The 20257-nt window shown below is 63.1% G+C and carries 15 protein-coding genes, 4 tRNA genes and 1 pseudogene; 6 read left to right on the plus strand and 14 right to left on the minus strand.

The genetic code is table 11. The features are described from left to right. Positions 1-96 precede the first annotated feature (96 nt). From NUW12_09120 to NUW12_09145, 6 genes and pseudogenes are all read right to left on the minus strand, one after another. Positions 97-390: a spore coat protein gene (locus tag NUW12_09120; protein MCR4402925.1), complete on the minus strand. Its 294-nt coding sequence runs from the start codon at positions 388-390 to the stop codon at positions 97-99. A 108-nt stretch (positions 391-498) separates the two neighbouring features. Beyond that, a complete protein-coding gene (locus NUW12_09125; GenBank protein MCR4402926.1) occupies positions 499-708 on the minus strand; it encodes a hypothetical protein in 210 nt (69 codons plus the stop codon). 232 nt (positions 709-940) lie between these two features. After that, positions 941-1249: a ferredoxin family protein gene (locus NUW12_09130; protein ID MCR4402927.1), complete on the minus strand. Its 309-nt coding sequence runs from the start codon at positions 1247-1249 to the stop codon at positions 941-943. A 186-nt stretch (positions 1250-1435) separates the two neighbouring features. Then, positions 1436-2074, minus strand: a pseudogene (locus tag NUW12_09135) (2-oxoacid:acceptor oxidoreductase family protein). A 59-nt stretch (positions 2075-2133) separates the two neighbouring features. Continuing rightward, positions 2134-2910, minus strand: coding sequence for a thiamine pyrophosphate-dependent enzyme (locus tag NUW12_09140; GenBank protein MCR4402928.1), 777 nt, complete (start codon positions 2908-2910; stop codon positions 2134-2136). Positions 2911-3293: 383 nt separating this feature from the next. After that, entirely contained in the window at positions 3294-4400 is a 1107-nt protein-coding gene (locus NUW12_09145) for a ferredoxin oxidoreductase (protein ID MCR4402929.1), read from the minus strand. A gap of 328 nt (positions 4401-4728) precedes the next feature. Between NUW12_09145 and NUW12_09150 the strand changes: the two genes are divergently transcribed. Beyond that, positions 4729-4816: transfer RNA gene (locus tag NUW12_09150), tRNA-Leu, on the plus strand. Between the two features lie 537 nt (positions 4817-5353). Here NUW12_09150 and NUW12_09155 read toward each other — a convergent pair. The 8 genes from NUW12_09155 to NUW12_09190 form a co-directional block, all read right to left on the minus strand. Beyond that, positions 5354-6277 carry a hypothetical protein gene (locus NUW12_09155; GenBank protein MCR4402930.1) on the minus strand — a complete coding sequence of 308 codons (924 nt, stop codon included), beginning with the start codon at positions 6275-6277 and terminating at the stop codon, positions 5354-5356. Between the two features lie 247 nt (positions 6278-6524). After that, positions 6525-7733: an ABC transporter permease gene (locus NUW12_09160; GenBank protein ID MCR4402931.1), complete on the minus strand. Its 1209-nt coding sequence runs from the start codon at positions 7731-7733 to the stop codon at positions 6525-6527. Continuing rightward, positions 7730-8500, minus strand: coding sequence for an ABC transporter ATP-binding protein (locus NUW12_09165; protein MCR4402932.1), 771 nt, complete (start codon positions 8498-8500; stop codon positions 7730-7732). The genes NUW12_09160 and NUW12_09165 overlap by 4 nt, the downstream gene beginning before the upstream one ends. Positions 8501-8711: 211 nt before the next feature. Further along, on the minus strand, positions 8712-10295 hold the full coding sequence (locus NUW12_09170; protein MCR4402933.1) for an efflux RND transporter periplasmic adaptor subunit: 1584 nt from the start codon (positions 10293-10295) through the stop codon (positions 8712-8714). After that, positions 10292-11860: a TolC family protein gene (locus NUW12_09175; GenBank protein ID MCR4402934.1), complete on the minus strand. Its 1569-nt coding sequence runs from the start codon at positions 11858-11860 to the stop codon at positions 10292-10294. Before NUW12_09175 ends, NUW12_09170 begins: the two co-directional genes overlap by 4 nt. Further along, positions 11857-13020, minus strand: a complete 1164-nt coding sequence (locus NUW12_09180; GenBank protein MCR4402935.1) for a TolC family protein — start codon at positions 13018-13020, stop codon at positions 11857-11859. The genes NUW12_09175 and NUW12_09180 overlap by 4 nt, the downstream gene beginning before the upstream one ends. Before the next feature lie 647 nt (positions 13021-13667). Continuing rightward, positions 13668-15686 carry a cell wall metabolism sensor histidine kinase WalK gene (locus NUW12_09185; protein MCR4402936.1) on the minus strand — a complete coding sequence of 673 codons (2019 nt, stop codon included), beginning with the start codon at positions 15684-15686 and terminating at the stop codon, positions 13668-13670. Continuing rightward, a complete protein-coding gene (locus NUW12_09190; GenBank protein ID MCR4402937.1) occupies positions 15687-16379 on the minus strand; it encodes a response regulator transcription factor in 693 nt (230 codons plus the stop codon). 428 nt (positions 16380-16807) lie between these two features. Between NUW12_09190 and tdh the strand changes: the two genes are divergently transcribed. From tdh to NUW12_09215, 5 genes are all read left to right on the plus strand, one after another. Further along, positions 16808-17845, plus strand: coding sequence for an L-threonine 3-dehydrogenase (tdh, locus tag NUW12_09195; protein MCR4402938.1), 1038 nt, complete (start codon positions 16808-16810; stop codon positions 17843-17845). Positions 17846-18556: 711 nt separating this feature from the next. After that, the gene (locus NUW12_09200; GenBank protein MCR4402939.1) at positions 18557-19735 is read left to right on the plus strand and encodes a glycine C-acetyltransferase; all 1179 of its coding nucleotides are present in this window, start codon (positions 18557-18559) and stop codon (positions 19733-19735) included. 108 nt (positions 19736-19843) lie between these two features. After that, positions 19844-19919: transfer RNA gene (locus NUW12_09205), tRNA-Met, on the plus strand. A gap of 67 nt (positions 19920-19986) precedes the next feature. Next, positions 19987-20063: transfer RNA gene (locus tag NUW12_09210), tRNA-Met, on the plus strand. A gap of 64 nt (positions 20064-20127) precedes the next feature. Continuing rightward, positions 20128-20203 (plus strand) — tRNA-Lys (locus NUW12_09215). The last annotated feature ends 54 nt before the right edge of the window (positions 20204-20257 follow it).

Consider the following 20257-nt stretch of genomic DNA (forward strand, 5'->3'; position numbering starts at 1 on the left):
CATGCAATCCAGGGTGCCGGCGCCATACCCTTTTCGTTGGCTTGAGGTGAGACGAGGCACCGGCACCCGGCGAGCGGACCAGGAACCTCACTGAACTCAAACGTGCTGTTGCATCGTGCTAGCGAAGTTCTGTACCCTCGCCACGTCCTGCGGCTGGGCCACGGCGGGCTGGTACCAACCCTTCCTGTTCATGAGGTCCCAGATCTCTTTTTGGTGTCTGAGATCCGTATCGAGGCTGTTCATGATCTGGCGACGCAGATCGGGGCTGGCCGCCTCGATCGCCCCCTTTGCGAGGCTACTAATGGAGAGCTTGTGTTCATCCAGGACTACTTGCATTAGATCCCGGTCGGTGAACCCGGTGTCACCTCTACGAACGTTGACGTTCGGCATGTTCAAGTCTATTCCCCCCTTCGGTGTTGGCGTGCGGTCGAATCCCGTCTCGACTCGCGTCTGAGGCTGCGCGTCTGTCTTTGTCTCCGGTCAGACTCCTGATGAACTCTACTGCAGAGTCGGGCGGGCCCCGACGAACGCCGAGTACGCGCTCATTTCGGCCCGGTGGTCCTTCGCGAGCCTCTCGCACAGCGACTTGATCTCCGGATCCGCGCTCACCTGTGAGGCGTAATCCAGCAGCTTGGTCATGGACGCGGTGGACCTGAGGTGCTCCTCGATGAACATCAGCTCCTGCGTGGTCAACCTCTCCTGAGCCACCCTATCAGCCTCCCTTCGCTTTGTGTTGGTGGTGCCGCACGAGTCGTTTCCAGGCGACCGCGCTTAGTTTTCTCCGCACGCCCGGTCGTTTATTCGAAGTCTGTAGGATTAGGCCATGACAGGACTAGGCCATGAGGCCTACTTATCGGGTCCTAAGTTCAGCGCGTCGACTCAGAGTGCAGAGACGGCCAGGGTCGCGCGACACGCGACTCGTGCCGCAGACGGGGCGGCGTTACCCGCGAGAGGCGCGGTCCGTCCGCAGGGTACGCGTGCCTGTCCTTGCGGTCTCCCTATCTACGTCTATTGCGCAGTCAGGGCAATGGTCGGCGCAAGTGCGGCACGCGATGCAGCCTGTCCCGTCTACCTGCACCGTCGGCGTGCCGTAGGCCCCGAGGTCCGTCGACCAGTGAAGGACATCCTCGGGGCACGTCTCTATGCATAGGCCGCAGCCCTTGCAGAGCTCCGGGAACAGGATCCACCTTCCGCGCGGGACCCTGTACGCCTTTGCGGTGAACAACTCTGCCGTGGACGCGCTGCTCATGTCGGGTCCGCTCACTTGCGTCCACTTGCTCTCTTCGGGCGGACGGCCCGCTTCTGAGCCAGCCTCGGAGCGCCCACCGTCCTCCGTCTCTACGGCCGCGCCCACCTGTGGGTCGCGCGCGTAGGCCGCTTCAGGGCGGCCGGCCGCCTCACGGGCGCGCTGGCGACGGATGATCTCGGCCCCGCGTTCGAGCGCCCGGTGGTTCAGGTCACGCAGCCTCGGGTCGTCCCTGAACTTATGGCCTAGCTTGAGGTCGAGCGCTTCCTTCACCTTGTTCATTGTGACCATCTTGATGGTCTCGACCACCGCGCCCATCACTACGACGTTGAACACCCTCGGGATGAACTCGCGCCTCGCGACGTCGGCGGCTGGCACAGCCGCGACAAATGGCGCCACGCAGCCAGCCCCGTCGTTCCCGTCGTCGTGATCAGTTGCGGGCGCGTTAGGCTTCGTCCCCGTCATGTGGGCGAACGCTTCAGGCGCCACGGTGTCCCATGATTGGATGCCGATCGCTTCGTCGTCTATGACAGGCGGCTGGACGCTGGAGCTGTCATATATGAGCAAGGTCCTTGGTCCCACAAGGGGTGTCGTCCTTTCTATCGCTCGCGCGCTCAGCGCGACGAGGACGTCGGCGTCCCGAAACTTCGGGGAACCTATTGGGTGGTGCGCAAGCTGCACATATGCGAGCGACACTCCTCCGCGCTGCTCCACGCCGAAATTCGGGATGTAAAGGGCATGGAGCCCTGAGAGGAACCCCGCCAGGGCGAGCACCTCCCCGACAAGCTGGACGCCTTGCCCACCCTCGCCAGCTAGGGCTACCTTCATGCGCTGCATCACGTGTCTCTCTCACTTCCATCCAGGTCTCGTCCCGCTCTTACTCCCGCTCAAGGAGCTTCCGGTCCTTGCCTGACACACTCCCCGACGCCAGACTCGCCGATTCTGGGCTCGCCGGTGTTGAACTCGCCGATCCTGAACGTCTTCCCCATGTCGCGCTCGAGAAAGCGCCACGTCTCCTTGGGACCGGTGCGCCAGTTCGTGGGGCACGTGGAGAGGGCTTCCACGAAGGACAGCCCTCGTCCGGCGATCTGGTGCTCGAGGGCACGCCTTATGAAGAGCTTCAGCTGGCGGAAGTTGGCTACAGTGCCACGAGCGGCGTACAAGCCTTCGGCGCGGATGTGCTTCACAAGCTCCGGGCCTGATACGGGGAACCCTGTCTCGAGCACGTCGCGCCCGTCGGGTGTGGTTGCCGTCTTCTGACCCGAGAGGGTGGTGGGAGCGAGTTGCCCGCCTGTCATCGCATATACGGTGTTGTTGCAGACTATCACGGTGATCCTGTCACTGCGGATCGCCGCGCTCACAAGGTGCTGGGCCCCAATCGCGTACGCCCCGCCGTCCCCCATGTACGCAATGCATACGAGGTCCGGCCGAGCGCGCTTCACCCCCACGATGACGGGAATGGTGCGACCGTGGTGAGTCTGGACGGTGTCTAGGTTGAAGAGGTTCCAGCTCAGGAGCGAGCACCCGATGTCGCAGCCGTACACGGTTTTCGCGGCTATGCCGAGGTCATCGATGACCTCGCCTAGGGAGCGCAGGATGATGCCGTGCCCGCAACCAGGGCAGAAGGGATGGGGCTTGGTTTCCGGCCGCCACGACCGGGGCATGCGTCCCGGTCGCATGCGGAGGGTTTCGGGCTGAGCGCTGTCGCGCATGGCCTCGCGACGGTGGATGAGGTGGCGGCGGGTTGGACCTGTCCGGCGCGCGGGCGCGTGCCAGCGCGATGTGGTATGGCTGTCGGTGTTCATTGCGTCCATCACGTCCTCACGAGCCTCTGACCCTCGCTCCATCAATGTGACTCCGGGGCGGTCTCGGCGCTTGATGGCGTGCTGCGTTACGCAAACGGCTCAGCCACGCGCTGCTGAAGCGGAGGCGGCTCAATCGCGATCACGGTTCCTCCGGGCTCAGCAAGGTCAGGGACTCACGCGGCTGCGGGGCGTCCTGCTTGACAGGCCCGCGAGGTGGCCCCCGAGCCTCATCGCACTTCGCCTCAAGCGTAACGGTGTTGACCCTGCAGAAAACCGTCCCCCACGAAGTCCACGATCTCCTCGCTAGTGATTCCCACGCCGGGCTTGAGGTAGGCGTGTACGTCCACATCCACCTTTGCGTAAAGCTCCTCCCGGACCAAGCCGGCGAGCTGGCCGTATGCCGACTCCACCACGAGAAGCCGGCCCGCGCCACGTGCAGCCTCGGCGAGAGCTGTTGCCGGGAACGGCCTGAGAGTGATTGGCCTGAAGTAACCAGCCCGGATACCCCGTGCGCGCAGCATCCCGGCGGCCTCGCGTGCCGCTCGCGCGACTATGCCGTGTGCCACCAGGATGATCTGCGCGCGTTCGCATTCGTCCATCTCGAACTCCACTAGGCACCGAGCTACCTCTTCGTAGTCGCGGATGTTGGGAGCAAGCGCCTCGTACAGTTCCTCCTCGATGCTGTATGTGTTGCGCAGGTGGGCGGGCGGTCTGTCCACGCCCGGGGTCCCCGGCCTCCCAACGAAAGGTTCAGCGGTCGCGAGCGGAGAGCCTCTGTCCTCGGGGTTGTAGAAGGTCACCGCCTCGAGCATCTTCCCCTGGTAGCCGTCACCAAGCACAAACGTGGGAAAGCGCGTCCTCCAAGCAGTTGCGAACGCCTTGATGGTATAGTCGTAAAGGTCCTGGTGGGAGGCGGTGGAGTACACGATGCGGTGCCCTTCGCCGTTGCCGCCGAAGCACGTGAGCCGGAGTTCTTGCTGGCTGTAGATGACCGTCGCCGTGGATGGGCCTCCCCGTTGTTGTACAACCCATACCACCGGGATGCGCATCATCTCGGCCATGGAGATCGGCTCCTGCATGAGGACGTTGCCCGGCCCCGCTGTCGCTGAGAAGGCCCTTTTCCCGGCGAGGACGGCCCCGATTGTCGCGAAGCCCGCCGAGAGCTCGTCCTCAGTCTGTAGGAAACCAAGGCCGTGTTCCTTGGCTAGGACCGCCCAGACGTGCATGATCTCATTCTGGGGGGTGATCGGGTAGCCGCACATCATGTCGGCGCCGGCAGCGAGAGCTGCCCACGCCACGACCTCGTTCCCCGTCATGAACTTGCGCTGTTCGCCTTCGACCACTTTCATTGCGTGCGTCGAGCCGTCGCGAGACGTGATATGTGAGGAGCCTGCGCTCGGCCTCGGCCCCGGCCCGGGCTAAGGCCGTCTCAAGACGAGTGTGCTCGAAAGGGTGACGGCCTATACAGGAGGATCACGGCCTTGACAGACCCATACACGATCTTTGGGACAGTGGCTGGTGAGTTCGTGCCGCGCGTTGAGCGTGATGCGCCGCGCGGTGCGCACTGAAGGGCGGTCAGTGCATCGGAACCGTCATCAACGACTCGTACGAGATAGCAACAAAGTCAGCAGAATGATATAATAGTGTCGCACAACAACAATGTCGACAAACACGAGTGCCGGAGTGGCGGAATTGGCAGACGCAAGGGACTTAAAATCCCTCGGACCCTTGGTCCATGCGGGTTCGAGCCCCGCCTCCGGCACCAGCTATATCTAGGTTTCGAGGCTCCGGAGCATATGCTCGGAGCCTATTTCACACGTCGCGTTCCGCCATTTGTGTGCCCAACCCGATGAGGCACAATCTCATCGAATTGTGAGTTCCGGCCTGTTGTGCCGCTTGGGAGGTCCCACCGCACCTAACGCTGCCCAAACGCTGGATAACGAGGCGCTTGCCAGAGAGCCAGAACTATCATCGGCGCCCTCGCCACGTAGCCCGGTGTTACCGGGCTATGCGACAGCACTGATAACAAGGTCAGTAACACGGGAACGGCTGGCCGTGATCGCAACACAGGCACACGGGCGTGCAGACGTCGCGGCCGCGGCGCAGTGGACGGTGCGGGCGATGTGGGCGATTCAGCTGACCCGGTAGCCGCGGTACTCTGGGCAGCGGCAATCTGAGGGGCCGCGCTCTGGACGGCGCGGCCGCGATCTGGGCCGGCACCCTTTGTCCCCAGGCAGTGCCGGCCGGCACAACCTGAGGTAGGACGGACGGGAGCGCCGACGCGTCCCGTCCGGTCGTCCGGCTAGGCCCTGACGCCGGCCTTCTTCTGAATGAAGCTCTGAAAACTCTTATAGAAGTCTGCCAGCTTCTGAGCGTTCTCCTTCGCTACTTCCATGAGCCGCCTTAGGTCTTGTTGACTTAGCGGGGTCCTCTGCACCTGACCTTGGCCCTGACCCTGGACCGGGCCTGGGCCCTGATTCTGTCCGCTGCCCAGGCGCACGCCACCCATACGAGGACCGAGGCCGTACTTGGCGGGATCGAACTCGAAGTTGTCCACGTAAGCGACTTGATTCGCCGAAAGCACCTTCTCTATCTTGTCGATGGCTTGGCGAAGTTTCTCCTCGCGTGCCTCGCGTTGCTTGATCATCTCCTGAACCCTGGGGTCGTCCCTTGACGTGACGAATTGGCCTTGGCCTACCTGGATCTGGCTTTGGCCCTGAGTCTCGCCTGGCCGGCCAGATGGGTTTGCGAACTGGAATTGCGCCGGGTCCACCTCGAGCCGAACGAGGCCCTCATCCACGAGAGCCTTGAATATGGGCCATATGCTCGTGGCTTGGTTTCGCGTGAGAGCAAGCTTCTTGTCGCGTTCCATGTCCATGAGCCCCGCGAGAAGCCACACGAGATCTCTTTCAGCTGACTGCCTTTGCACCATTTGGCCGCCCGGTGGGAGCTGAACAACTCCGGCTCCGGCTTGGGCAAGCATCAGGCTTATGGCCGCGCTGTTCCCAGCCATGCCGCCTGCTCCGCCGGAGGTCGCACTCTCCGCCGCACCCGCCGCGACACCCGCCGTCTCAACCGAAGTCGCGTCAACTGCCTCGGCCGAGATCGCGTCTGCCGCCTCGGCCGCCGCACCTGCCGGCGCGCCAACTGCGACCACCGCCACCGCCGCAGCCAATGCTGCGGCCCGAAGTGACGCTAGCACTTGCGGCGGTCGCCGCAGCGACATCCAAGCGGCGGTGCCTCGTCGGGCCCTACAGGCGTCCATTTTGTCGGCCCGTCTGTGGCGAGGCCTCCTTCTCATGAAGAAGCTCACGCGTAGACTGATCATCCTTAGGTCCCCCTCCGACCCTTCGAACGTTTCTGTTGCACGCTGATTTCCACACTGACGTGAAGAGCTCACCTCTGAGACTGTCGCATCAGACCATCGCATGAGACTATCGAGTGAGATTACCGCGTGAGATTATCGGGGCGCACTACTCGTACCTCAAGGCCTCCACGGGGTTCAGTCTCGCCGCCCTGCTCGCCGGGTATATCCCGAAGAAGAGGCCGACAGCGAGCGAGAAGCAGAACGGGAGGAACACTGCGCCCGCCGAGACCGCCGTGGGCCAATCAGCCACACGTGCCGCGATCTTCGAGCCCACGATTCCGAGGAGAATCCCGATCACGCCTCCCACCAGGCTCAGTACGACGGACTCCACGAGGAATTGCAGGAGGATGTCGGCGGTCCTCGCGCCCAAAGCTTTCCGAAGACCGATCTCTCTCGTTCGCTCGGTGACGGAGACGAGCATGATGTTCATGACCCCGATCCCGCCGACGAGGAGAGATACACTCGCGATCCCGGCGAGGAGCACCGTAAACACGCGCGTGACGTCCTGGGCGGCGCTCAAGACATCGGCCTGGTTCCTCACGTAGAAGGCGTCCGTGCTGCCCAGGTGCGCGGCAAGAACCGACACTATCTCGTCGTTGGCGGAGTGCATGGACTTTGCGTCATTGGCCTGCGCGTAGATGGTGCGCACGTACTCCGTCCCGAACATGCGCTTCTGCCCGGTCGTTATCGGGACGTAGATCGTGTCGTCTATATTGGTCATGCCGGCCTGACCTTTGGACTCCATGACCCCAACGACCGTGAGGCGCACCTGGCCGACCTTGAGCTCCTGCCCGATGGGATCCGCGCCCGAGAAGAGCTCATCCACGACGCCTTGGCCTACCACTGCGACCTTGGCGGCGGACTCAACGTCCTGGTCGGTGAAGAACGACCCCGAGGCGACGTTGAAGGACCTCACCGTCAGGTACTCGGGGGTTGTTGCCACGACCTGTGTTTGGATGCTGCTCGACCCGTACCGCACGGTGGTGCCTCGTGCGATCTCCGGGGCGACAGCGCGGACGGACGGGCATCCTTCGCGTATCGCTCTGACATGGTCCATCGTGAGGACGTCCATGCTGCCGAACGCCCCCCTTGCCTGGGCGCCCGGTTCGCGGGTCCGGCCGGGCATTACGATCAGAAGGTTGGACCCGAGCCGCTCGATCTGCGACGATACTCGAAGGTTCGCTCCTTCGCCGATTGCCACCATTATCACGACCGCGGCGACCCCGATGATGACGCCGAGCATCGTGAGGCCCGACCTCAGCTTGTTGCTGGTAATGCCCAAGAGCGCCGTGCGAATTCCCTCCAGGAGGTTCACCCAACCTTCACCTCCCCAGCGAGCCCGTCAGCCAGACTGGAGCCGGAGACCAAGGCATCGAGCGATGGGTCTCGGTCCGCGATGGTCCTCGACGTCACCGTCTCGTCAGCGACTATCAAGCCATCGCGAAACCGGACAATTCTCTTGGCGTAGTGGGCAATGTCGGAGTCGTGCGTCACGAGGACCACAGTGATGCCCCTATCGTTCAAGGCCTGGAAGATGGCCATGATTTCGGTGCCCGACTTCGTGTCCAGGTTTCCAGTGGGCTCATCCGCCAGGATTATCTGGGGGTGCGTGACCAGGCTCCTCGCTATCGCCACCCGCTGCTGCTGGCCACCCGATAGCTCCGAAGGCTTATGGTGCAGGCGGTCGCCGAGACCCACGGCATCGAGGGCTTCCACCGCGAGAAGCCTTCGAACGCGCCTCGGCACGCCCCGATAGATGAGCGGCAGCTCGACGTTGGCAACGGCGCTCAGCCTCGGTAGCAGGTTGAACGTCTGAAAGACGAACCCTATGCGGTGGTTTCTCACCCGGGCGAGCTCCGTATCGTTCATGTCGCTCACGCACACCCCGTCGAGGGAGTACGTGCCCTCGGTGGGCTGATCCAGGCAACCGAGGATGTTCATGAACGTGGTCTTTCCTGAGCCGGACGGACCCATGATGGCCACGAACTCTCCCGCCTCGATGCTCAGGGACACGCCCCGAAGGGCGGCCACTTCTATGGTGCCGACCCTGTACACTTTACTCAGCTGATCAACTTGGATCAAACCAGACTCACCCCGCATGTTGCCCGAGTGGGAGCCCTAGCTCTGCCTGACTTGCGAGGGCTTGCGCCTCGCTCGGACGCAGGCCTCTGGACTCATTCACGTGACAGAGTCATCGACCGTGCGGACCGCGGTGCCGCCTCTTGTCTTGTGGTGCTGCTGCTCACGCCGCCGCGCCGCTACTCACTCCGCCGCTGTTCACCCCACGCATCTGTCACGGTCGCCGCTCGATGATCATCATGCCTCCGCCTCCCGGCACCGAAGGCATCATGAAGTTGTTCCTGCGCGTTTGGGTGTTTCCGGTGGTGGAGGAGGTGGAGGTGCTACCCGCTCTGCGGATCGCCACCATTTCTCCAGGTTCGAGCCCGGACACCACCTCAGTCACGGTCCCGTCTGATATGCCGAGCTCGACCCGCTTGAAGAAAGGTTCTCCGCTTTCGTTCAGGGTACGCGCCATCGTGCGACCGCGCCGCTCTTCCAACGCTGCGTTCGGGATCGTGAGCACGTTCGTGCGCCGATCCAGCACCACATCAACGTCGGCCGTCATGCCCGGCAGGAGGGTCCGGGTGTCGTCGGTGACTCTAACACCTACTTCGAAGTACACCACGCTGCTGATGACCTTTCCTTGTGTGGCAACGCTTTCAACGACTCCGCTGAAGACCTTGCCTGGGACCGACTCCACCTTCACGTCGGCCGGCTGGCCGACCTTGATCTTGTGAACGTCCGTCTCATCCACGTTCGCCACGACCTCGAGCTGTGTTAGGTCCGCCACCACGACAAGCGCGGTCGACTGTCCCGCAAGCTGTCCCACTTGGGCCGCAACAGAGGTGACCGTTCCGTCAATCGGTGACACGACCCGCGTGAGGCTGAGGTTGCGTTCCGCGGCACTCACAGCGTTCCTTGCCTGAGCCACCTGGGCCCGCGCGGTGAGGAGCTGCTGCTGGACGTTGGTGGTGTCGGCGTTTGCCTCAGCCAAGGCCATGTTCAGCTTGGCCTGGGCTACCGCCGCTTCGGCAGCCGCAAGATCGTCCGGATCTGGGCCCGCGAGCAGAGACTCCAGGTTGCGCTGCGCGGACTTGAGGGACTCGACGGCGGCAAGGTACTTGCTTTCGGAGGTTTCCAACTGCTGGCGGCTTACCGCGCCTTGATCGAAGAGAGCCTTGTTGCGATCGTAATCCTTCTTGGCACTCTCCGCCGTAAGCTGCGCCTGTGTGACCTGGGATCTGGCCTGCTCGATGTCATGGGGGGTGGCACCCTCTTTGAGCTCGGCCAGCTTTGCCTCAGCGTTCAGGAGGTTCGCCCTAGCCTGTTCGACCTGGAGCTGGCTTTGCGTGGGAGCGAGCCTGGCCTGTGTCTCCGCCTCCGCGAGCTTCGCCTCGGCGACGGCCAGATTGTCTCTGGCTTCCTGGAGACGCTCGCGAGCGTCTGTGTCATCGAGCACCACGAGCACCTGGCCCTTCTTCACGGCGTCCCCCTGCTTGACGAGGACTTCCGAGACGGTGCCGCTCACCTTGGGTACCACATCGTAGCTCGAGCCTGGCTTCACGGTGCCCGAGGCTGTGACCCTGAGAGTGATCGAGCCTGTCTGCACGGGAACGAGCTGATAGAGCTCTTGCGAGCTTGCGGCCCCGCGGTTATTGAGGAAGAGTCCTCGGTACGCCGCGTACCCGGCTACCCCTATGGCACACACCGCAACGACCCCGGCGACCCAGAGGCGCCGCTTGCTCTTGCGCCGCCCGTTGGCGGGTCTGCGCGCAGTCGTCGCGTTGCCACCGGCGGTCACGTTGTTTCCGGTCATAGTCTCCACCCCTCACGTCCCAGCAGTCCGACCGCCTTGCCAAGGCGAGCCCACGCGAGGTAGCAGTCGAACAGAGCTTGGACCTGTCCGGACTTGGCGTTGTCCAGAGACTGCGTGGCTTCGATCACCTCGGCCATCACCGCCACACCCGCCTCGAAGCGCGCCTTGGTGATTCGGAGAGTCTCCTCGGCTTCACTCACCGTGCTCTTGGCCAGCTCGTGCCTTAGAAAAGCCTGCTTGAGCGAGACGACCGCGGCGTATACGTCCTCCTCTATCGCCTGTCTCTGGCGTTCGAGCGCGGACCGCTGCATCTCTAGGCTCGTTTGTGCTTGCGCGAGCCTCTCCCGGCTCACCCCTCCGTCCCAGAGAGGCCAGGACACCTCAATGCCCACTCTGGTCACGGATGTCGGCTCTGATGCCGCTGCACCTCCAGAGCCGTAGCCCCCGAGCTCGTCGCGAGACCCCGTGCTCTCTTCGCTGCCGAGCGTCAGCGTCCAACCCGCCTGGCCTGATGTGAGACCGAGCGTTCCCGTGGCGGACACGGAGACGTCGCCCTCTCTCGAATAGGTCGTCGAGACGCCTACTGAAGGCCACAATGCTCTTCGCGCCGTATCCACGGAGGCGCGTGCTCGTTCCACTAGGAGACTCGCCTGCTTTATCTCCGTCCGGTTCTCGAGGGCTAGTCCGACGAGCTCTTCAAGATCTCGGTTCTGGTCTATTTCGCGGTCCTGGATATCGTCGACGAGCGCGAACGTCGTGTCCGCCGGAAGACCCAACAGCAGAGCCAGGGAACGCATGGACGCCATCACGTCGTCCGCGGCCTTGGCCTGATTGAACCTTGCCTGGTTGAGCTGGCTTTCGGCCTTCATGAGGTCGAGAGCGGTCGCCACACCCAGCGTCAGCTTGGTGCGCCCTTCGTGAACGAGACGGGTTGCCGCCTCGACGGCGCCGTCGCTCAAGGCCTTGATCTGCTGGGCTCTGAGCACGTTGAGGTACGCTGAAATCACGCTGTACGTCACGTTCTGTTTCGTCCTCTCCGCGTCGAGCTCTGCCTGGCGCACGTCCACGGCCGCGAGCTCCGCGGGTGAAAGGCCCACGCTGAACGGCGGGGGAAGCAGTCCTGGCAACGTTTGGCTCACCGTCAGGCGCACCGAGGAGTCAGTGGCGGACGTCGAACCCCCCGAGCTGCCCGTGCCTCCCGAGCCGCCCGAGCCTCCCGAACTCCCTCCGGGACCCGAGTCGGAGGTATGGTAAGTGGTGGCGTAGTGCGACCCCTGGAGCACGATCTTGGGCTGCCGGGACCCGCCGCTCTCCCGGAACTTGGATCGGGCGACCTCCAGCGCTTGGGAGCTAGTTACCACATCTGGATTCTGCTTGGCAGCGAGGTCGAGCGCCTCCGCCAACGTGAGCCGAACCGGCGGCGACGGCGTTGCGTCAGTCGCTTCGAGTCCTCGCGGGCACACGGTGGCGATGGCGAGCACGCTCACGCTCGCCGCGACCGCCACTGCCCAAAGCTTCGCGCGCCGGGGATGAATACGTTCGGTCGTCCTAGCGTTGGTCGTCACGACGCGGTACCTCCATTTTCGATGCTCGTGTCGCCGATGGCCCGCTTGAACTGCGATCGCGCCACGTTGTAGTCGTACACTGCTTGCAGCGCGTCGATCCTGCTTTGAGTGTACTGATTCTGCGCAGTGAGTACATCCAGGTTAGTGGCCATGTCCGCTTCGAAGAGGAGCTGCGTCACGCGCAAGTTTTCCTCGGCTTCAGCGACTTTCTTGGCTGTCAGCTGAACCTTCGCTTCGGCCTGTTTGAGTGCCACATATGCCTGGCGGACCGTCATCGATATCTTGTTCTTTTGCTCCTCGAGCCTCACCCTGGCGTCTTCCGCCGCCAGCTTTGCCCGCTCGTACGTGAGCCTTGGCGTGAAGTCGTTGTCTGAAAGAGTGACATTCATGTCAGCCGCTTCCACACTCGACTGAGCCTGCGCGATCTCGACTCGGTGCTCGAGGGCGAAGGCGATGCTCGCCTCGAGGCCGAGGTCTCCCGTCTCCTCGTGAGAGAACTCGTCGCGCAAGCGAAGAACAGTCTCCGGAGCGAATCCGATCGCTTGGTTCAGCGCGACCATCGCAAGGTCCCTGTTGAGCGTGGCGCTCGCTACGCTGTTCTGCGCGGACGCGACTTGGTTCTCAGCCCTGATCAGGTCCAGCTTCGTGGCCATGCCCACTCTCTCTTTTGCCTTGGCGATCTCGAGCTGCTTTTCCGCCAGGTCGAGCGCCTGCTCTGAGATGGACACGAGGTGTTCCGCCTTGAGAAGGGAATAGTACTGCTGATCCGCACTGAGGACCGCGTCCTGCTTGGCGATGTCCAGGTTCTTCTTCGCGACTTCCAGGCTCACGCGGGCCTGATATACTGACGTAGGCGATGGTCTGGTGAGGCTAGTGGCCTCCGCTTGGGCGAGTGCAAGCTCGGCGTCTTTCACCGAGCTTGTAGCCAAGAGCACGCTCGCGCTGCATTTCAGAGCCAGCTGGCGGCATTCCTCGAGGCTGACCTCTCTTACATTCGCTACGGGTTCGTCCACACTTTCGCTTTCACCCGCGCTCCCGCCCGCCAATGCCGGGGATGAGAGCGCCGTTGCGACAAGCAGCATGACCACAACCGCCCAACGAGATCTCTTGATACCTGTGATACCCGCGCAACACCTCGGCAGCGACATCCTGAGTGACATCGTGAACCGTTCCTCCCTCCAAAACCCTAGCTTTCAGACCCCACAACTCCGGCTGCCCTCCCGAACACCTCTTCCGCTCGCCATACTCAACGTCCGGCCCCAGAGAGGCGCTCAAAAGAGGGGGTGCCCGGAGGCAGCCCCCGAACAGCGTGAACTGCTACCAACAGGATAGACGTATGAGGCTGATGGTCTCTTCAGAGCACCATCGGGGCGGAGAACCCCCGACCAGGTGGAGAGCCCCCGACTAGGTGGAGAACCCCCGACTAGGCGGACAGCCGCGCCTGGACGGAAGGCCGCGACTAGAGGGAGAGCTCCCGAGCCCCGGCCTCTGACACCTCCTATCGCGCCGGGTTTCCTCATGAGGCCGCGCTCACGGAACTGGGTCTTCTCCCTGACTTTCGTTCATCACTATTGCTAACGCGCAGCACGTGAAGAAAGTGTGACAGAAAAACGAACGTTTTGTGAACACACGGCGGTCTCGAGCGCGGGTGAGGGCGACGCACGTGGCTGCCACTTCCGCTTCTGCCATTTCTGGCCCCATTCCTTCTCGGCCATCTGGGCCTCAGTAACAGCTTCCGTCCCTCACGCTTCTGGGGCAGCTCTTGGTTCCTTGGAGCCTTCGGGTTCTCTCTGCCTGTCTGGCCTCCTCAGTTCCCCCTCGGCTCCCTTACGTCCTCAAGTCCTTCAGCAGATCCTTCGGTATCGTTGGCCACTTCAGCCACTTCAACCGCCCCAGCTCCCTCGGCCGCGAGAGTTCCCTCGCGCACCATGTCCGCGTTCTCCAACGCCGCCACCTTGTCCGCTTCCGCCGAGCCAATCTGGTTGATTCCCTCGGTCACTTCCGGCGCTGCCGCCTCCTCGCTTTCTGCGACCCCTTCGACGCACTCAGACTCGTCTCGCGGCACAGCGGGGAGCGTGAAGCTGAATCTCGAACCTTTCCCGGGCTCGCTTTCCACGTCAACCCGTCCTCCATGCGCCGTGACTATCTGTCTCACGATAGCGAGGCCGAGGCCTGTTCCACCGAGCGCCCGCGCGCGCGACTTCTCGACCCTGTGAAAGCGCTCCCATACATACGGAAGGTCCTCAACGGGAATCCCGGGGCCGTGATCCCGCACGCTCACAGTGACCTCGTTCCCGGAAGACCGCGCCTGAATCGCGATGGCGCTTCCTGGCGGAGAGAACCTCACGGCGTTGCTGAGCAGGTTGATCAGCACCTGCTCCACACGGTCTTCGTTCGCTAGGATGAGCGGGAGGTGCACGGGGATGTCAACCTCCACTTGGACCTGGTGTTCGCGCAACTGCGGGGTTAGCTTGAATAGAACCCGGGAAACGAGCTGGGATGCGTTTATGGGATTGAGATCCCAACTGACCCTGCCCGACTCCATCAGCGCAAGGTCGAGGAGGTCGTGTATGAGACGGTTCAGACGCAGCGTCTCCCTGTGCATCACCTGAATGTACTGTCTCTTGACGGTCTCGTCGGAGATCACGTCATCCATCATGGCCTCCAAGAAACCTTGGATGGACGTGAGCGGCGTGCGAAGCTCGTGGGAGACGTTTGCGACGAAATCCCGGCGGAGCTGCTCGAGCTGACGGACCTCGGTAATGTCCTGGAAGACCCCCACGGCACCGCAAACTCCGCTTTGCGTCTCCTTGAGAGGGGCTACGTGCACCAACCCAAACGTCTTCCCGTCAGCGAGCTTGAACTCCGCCGATTCCTCCTCTCCACGCTGGAGGACTCCGGAGAAAAGCTCGGCGAGGGCGGGACACGCTGCGAGGCCTGTAAGAGAACTACCCAGCAAGCCGGTGTCTTCACACTTCAGGATTCGGGCGGCCGCGGGATTGGCCAGGATAACCTTGCCGAGCTCGTTCGTGGCGACGACGCCCTCCGACATGTTGGAGAGGATGTTCTCGATCCTCAGCTTCTCCCTGCGAAGGGTGCCCACGGTCTGATCGAGCACGTCGGATAGGTGATTGAAACTCTGCGCTAGCTGCCCAAGCTCATCGCGTGACGTAGAGGCTATCTTCTGTGTGAAATCGCCCCTGGCCATTTCCAGCGTGATTCTGCTCATTGCCTTGAGGGGCCGGGATATGGAACGGGAGAGGAAGTAGGCGAGGAACCCAGAGACGAGTATCGCGATGCCGGCGGCGTGGGCGATCAGGCGTTGGACCGAGCTGACCATGGCTGCGATGTCAGCGACAGGCGTGAAAAGCACTAAGAGTCCTACTACTTGGCTCTTCGGCCTTATGGGGACCGCCACCGAGAGCATGGTCTGGTTGAACCTGGGGCTGAAGTTCCGCTTGGCGACGACCTCTCCTTTCAGGAGGCGTCGATTGTCCTCCTCGTCCAGCCGCAGTTGAGGCGGGCCGGGTAGGCGCGCGCCGCCCGCAAGGATGAAGCCGTCCTTATCCACGATAGCCATGCGAACATCCTGCGCATAGCCCAGCGTTCCCAGGGTGCGGTCGAGAGAAGCGAGATGCTCCCCCTTTTCGAGATAGGATTCGATGAGTTCGCCGATGGCCTTGCCCCTTTGCACCAGCTGACGTTCTCTTACAGAGTAATAGTAGCTCGCGAAGAGCTGGGACATGACGACGCCCACAGCCAGCAACGTCAGCAGCGCAACGACCAGGTATGACACTAAGAGCTTGGCGAAGAGGCTTCTCAACATCTACTCGCTCGCCTCTAGCTTGTAGCCGCGTCCCCATACGGTCTTGATGTAGGAGACTGCGCCGTTGGTGTTGAGTTTCTCACGCAACCGCTTGATATGAGTATCCACCGTGCGCGGGTCGCCAAGGTAATCGTAGCCCCACACTTCTTCGAGCAGCTGTTCGCGGCTGTACACGCGGCCTGGGTGGCACACCAGGAACCATAGGAGCTCGAACTCCTTAGGGGTGACGGCGATCTCCTTGTCCCTCAACGTCACCCGGTTTGCGTCTCGGTCGACGGTGAGATCCCGATAGCTCGCCACCCGCCCACCGTTTCCGGGACTTCCGGCCGCCCTCCGCAGCACCGCCTTCACGCGCGCGACCATTTCTCGTGGACTGAACGGCTTCGGTACGTAGTCGTCCGCGCCGAGCTCGAGTCCGAGTACCCGGTCAAACTCATCGGTACGGGCACTGAGCATGATGATTGGCACGTTCGAGGCCTTCTTCACCTCTCTGCAGACCGTCCAGCCGTCGACCTTGGGCAACATTATGTCGAGTATGATGAGGTCCGGGCTCGTGGCCTTGACCTTGTCGAGCGCCTCCTCTCCGTTGCTCGCCATTTCCACGCGGAAGCCCTCGTTTTCGAGGTACATGCGCACGAGCTCCCTCACGGATTCCTCGTCTTCCACGACCAGGATGGTGCCTGCCTTGCTCAACGCCGCTCCCGCCTCCTCCCCTCCAGACGCCGGGGCGTTCCACCCCTGGCCTTTGCGCGCGCCTCCGCGCGTCTCCCCGCGCCTACGCCGCGCCCTCACGCTGGCGCCCGTGGGCTGGCGCTCGTGCGCTGACGCCTGTGCGCCGTGCCCGTGCGCTGGCGCCTATGCGACGGCGGCCCCGCCTCGACCTGCGAGAGGTCTCTCTTCGTCACGTCGCGTTGGAGGACCCCGCTCTCAAGAACGATTATACCCGTCTCTCTTGACGGATTCCATGACAAGAACCAAGAGCGAGGCCGCAGGGAGGGACGTTGACCGGATCGTGTCCGGATAGTGTCTTGATCGATCGTGAAGCAAGGAGTTCCGCCCATGGACGGCGAATGATCCATACGGAGCGGTAGGCGTGAGAGCGACAGGGAGGGGCAAGCGGAATGACCGGAGAGATGAGGGCCGTCATCAAACCAACTGCGGGGCCCGGGGCGGCAACGACTAAGGTGCCGATCCCGGGCGTAGGTCCAAGGGATGTGCTGATCAGGGTCAAGGCCACCGCGATATGCGGAACGGACATCCACATCTACAACTGGGATCCATGGTCGCAGTCCAGGATCCATCCCCCGAGGGTATTCGGCCACGAGTTCTGCGGAGAAGTGGTCGAGGTTGGGCCGCAAGTAAGGTCGGCCGCCCCGGGGGATTTCGTTTCCGCCGAGACCCACATCACGTGCGGCACGTGCTTTCACTGTCGCACCGGCAAAGGCCACATCTGCCAGAACGTGGAGATAGTAGGTGTCGATAGGGACGGGTGCTTCGCGGAATACGTAGTCGTCCCCGAAGAAAACGTTTGGAGAGTAGCGCCCGACGTTCCGCTCGAGATCGCGGCCATACACGACCCACTCGGGAACGCCGTGCACACGGTCTTCTCGGCGGACGTGGCCGCGGCGACGGTCGCCATCATCGGTATGGGTCCCATAGGTCTGTGCGCCATTCCCATAGCGCGCATGGCGGGCGCGACGCGCGTCTTCGTGACTGACGTAAACGACTACCGCCTTGATCTCTCAAGGAAGCTCGGCGCTGACTTGGTCATCAATTCGAGACGCGAGGACCCCGTGAGACTTATGAGCGACGCCACGGACGGCATGGGAGTCGATGTCGTGCTCGAAATGTCAGGACATCCTGACGGCATCAGGCAGGGCCTCGCGGCGCTGCGAAAAGGCGGACAGATGAGCCTCTTGGGGTTGCCGTCACGACCGGTCGAGCTGGACCTCGCCAATGGCGTCATATTCAAAGGCGCCACTCTGAAAGGCATCTCGGGCAGGGAAATGTTCGCGACTTGGTACAAGGTTGCAGCTTTGTTGCGAGCGGGCCTAGACGTGTCGCCGGTGATCACCCATAGGTTCCCGCTGGACGAGTTCGAGGACGCCATGGAACTCGCGCGGTCAGGGAGCTGCGGGAAGATAGTTCTATTCCCGTAGGCCGGGCGACGTCCGGGGCGCCGCCCGGATCGGACCGGCTCGGGATCCCTCTGACCGGCTTCCGATCCCTTCGGCGGGCGCGGAGCGGCTCTGACAGGGCAGGATCAGCACGAGTCCGTGCTGATCGAAGCACGGTCCGAACAGCCGTGACAGCATAATCATGATGGAGGGAGGGAATACCGCAGACCCCGAGGAGCGATGGTCCCGAGGAGCGATGAAAGACACCGGATGAGGTGCCGAGAAAGGGTGTCGCGAAAAGGCGCCGTGAGAAGGCACCGTGTGAAGGCGCCGTGAAGTGGTGCCGTGGGAGGAAGCCCTGAGGCGGTGCCGAGCGCGGCAGCTGGGAGCGACGCTGGCGCGACGCCCGTGTGAGGAGTGCGAGCAGCGCCTGGGACGCGAGCAGCGCTCGATCTGGGAGCGGTGGCCGCGGTGCGGGCGGCGCTCGACGCGCTACCAGCCAGCGACCGGAGTGCGGGCGACCGAGGCGGCGCGACCGAGGCAGAGTCACCGACGTGAGCGGTGGCCGGAGTGTGAGAAGCCCGCGCAGCGCGCAATGCGGCCGGGACGCCTGCGGAACCGGACAGTCGGATGCGAGCGCCACCTCAGTTGTGGGCGGCGTCTTCGGTGCGATCCTCGATGCGAGCAGGACCTGGTGCGAGTGTGGCGCAAGCAGGCGACGAGTTCAGCGGGGTCGTGCGGAAACGAAGTGTCATGAAGGACGCATTGGCATTTGTGCAGGAGGAACTCAACGAGCTGAAGAGGCAGGGGCTTTTCAGGCTTCCAAGGGTGCTCGAAGGGGAGCAGCGGGCAAAGGCCGTCTTCGACGGGCGGACCGTCGTGAACCTCTCGTCGAACAACTACCTCGGCCTTGCCACCCATCCCAAGCTGCGCGAAGCCGCGAAGAGGGCCGTCGACGAGCTCGGAGTGGGCTCGGGCGCGGTCCGCACCATCGCAGGCACGATGGAGCTTCACTTGGAGCTCGAGAGGAGACTGGCGGAGTTCAAGAAGACCGAGGCCGTGCTAGTGTTCCAGTCGGGGTTCACGGCAAACGCCGGCACCGTGTCGTGTATCCTCGGGCGGGAGGACGTGATCATCAGCGACCAGCTCAACCACGCCAGCATCATCGACGGTGCGCGCCTGAGCAGGGCGGAGATCAAAGTGTTTCCACACCGGGACGTGAACGCCATGCGAAAGCTGCTCGAGGAGTCAAAGGGCGCGAGGCGGGTGCTCGTCATCACGGACGGAGTGTTCAGCATGGACGGCGACATTGCGCCGCTGCCCGAGATCATACGAGTGGCAAAAGAGTACGGTGCCATCACCATGGTCGACGACGCTCACGCTAGCGGCGTGCTGGGCACGAACGGGCGCGGCACAGTGGACCATTTCGGCCTGCACGGGCAGGTGGACATCCAGGTGGGGACTCTCTCAAAGGCCATCGGATGCCTGGGCGGGTACGTGGCGGGGAGCCGGGCGCTCATCGAGTACCTGCTCCAGCGAGGGCGGCCCATCCTCTTCAGCACGTCCCACCCGCCGGCGGTGACCGCGGTAGCCCTGGGGGCCCTGGACATACTGCTCAACGAACCGGAGCTCATCGAGCGACTGTGGGACAACGCGAGGTTCTTCAAGAAGGGCTTGCAGGACTTGGGCTTCAACACCGGCATCAGCGAGACTCCCATAACCCCGGTCATCGTGGGGGATGGACCGCTCGCGATGAAGCTGTCCGACCGGCTTTTCGAGGAAGGAGTGTTCGCCCAGGGCATAGCGTACCCCACCGTCCCGGTGGGCGCGGCGCGCGTGAGAACCATCGTGACGGCAGAGCATACGAAGGAGGACCTGAGCTTCGCGCTCGACGTGTTCGCCGAGGTCGGGAGGGAGCTCGGGATAGTCTGAGGGCGGTCGCGGCTGCATTTACCACTTGACGACGCGGGCTCGTGTGCTATAATAACCAGTGTAGTGGGGCGCTGCACACGAGGCGCGGTGCCGCAAACAGGTTTACGTCGCGGGGTAGAGCAGTTGGTAGCTCGTCGGGCTCATAACCCGGAGGTCGCTGGTTCAAGTCCAGCCCCCGCCACCATTTTTCGTCGCGTGGGACGTGCGGAGGCGAGAGCGTCCGACGCCCCACGCACACTCCATAGGCTCGAGGCGGCGTAGCTCAGTTGGTCAGAGCACGCGGTTCATACCCGCGGTGTCACTGGTTCGAATCCAGTCGCCGCTACCATTGTGTAATCGAGACACGACCGGGGCTTCCCGGCCGTGTAGAAATGAATAGACCAGGTTTGGGTGCGCCACTAGCTCAGTTGGTAGAGCAGCTGACTCTTAATCAGCGGGTCGAGGGTTCGAGTCCCCCGTGGCGCACCAGCTATTTCCGCATACGGTATCCAGGTTGTGGTAAGTGGGGCCCGCGCCTGGTGA

Source organism: Bacillota bacterium, from assembly GCA_024653485.1.
In the GTDB taxonomy this organism is placed as follows: Bacteria; Bacillota; SHA-98; order UBA4971; family UBA4971; genus UBA6256.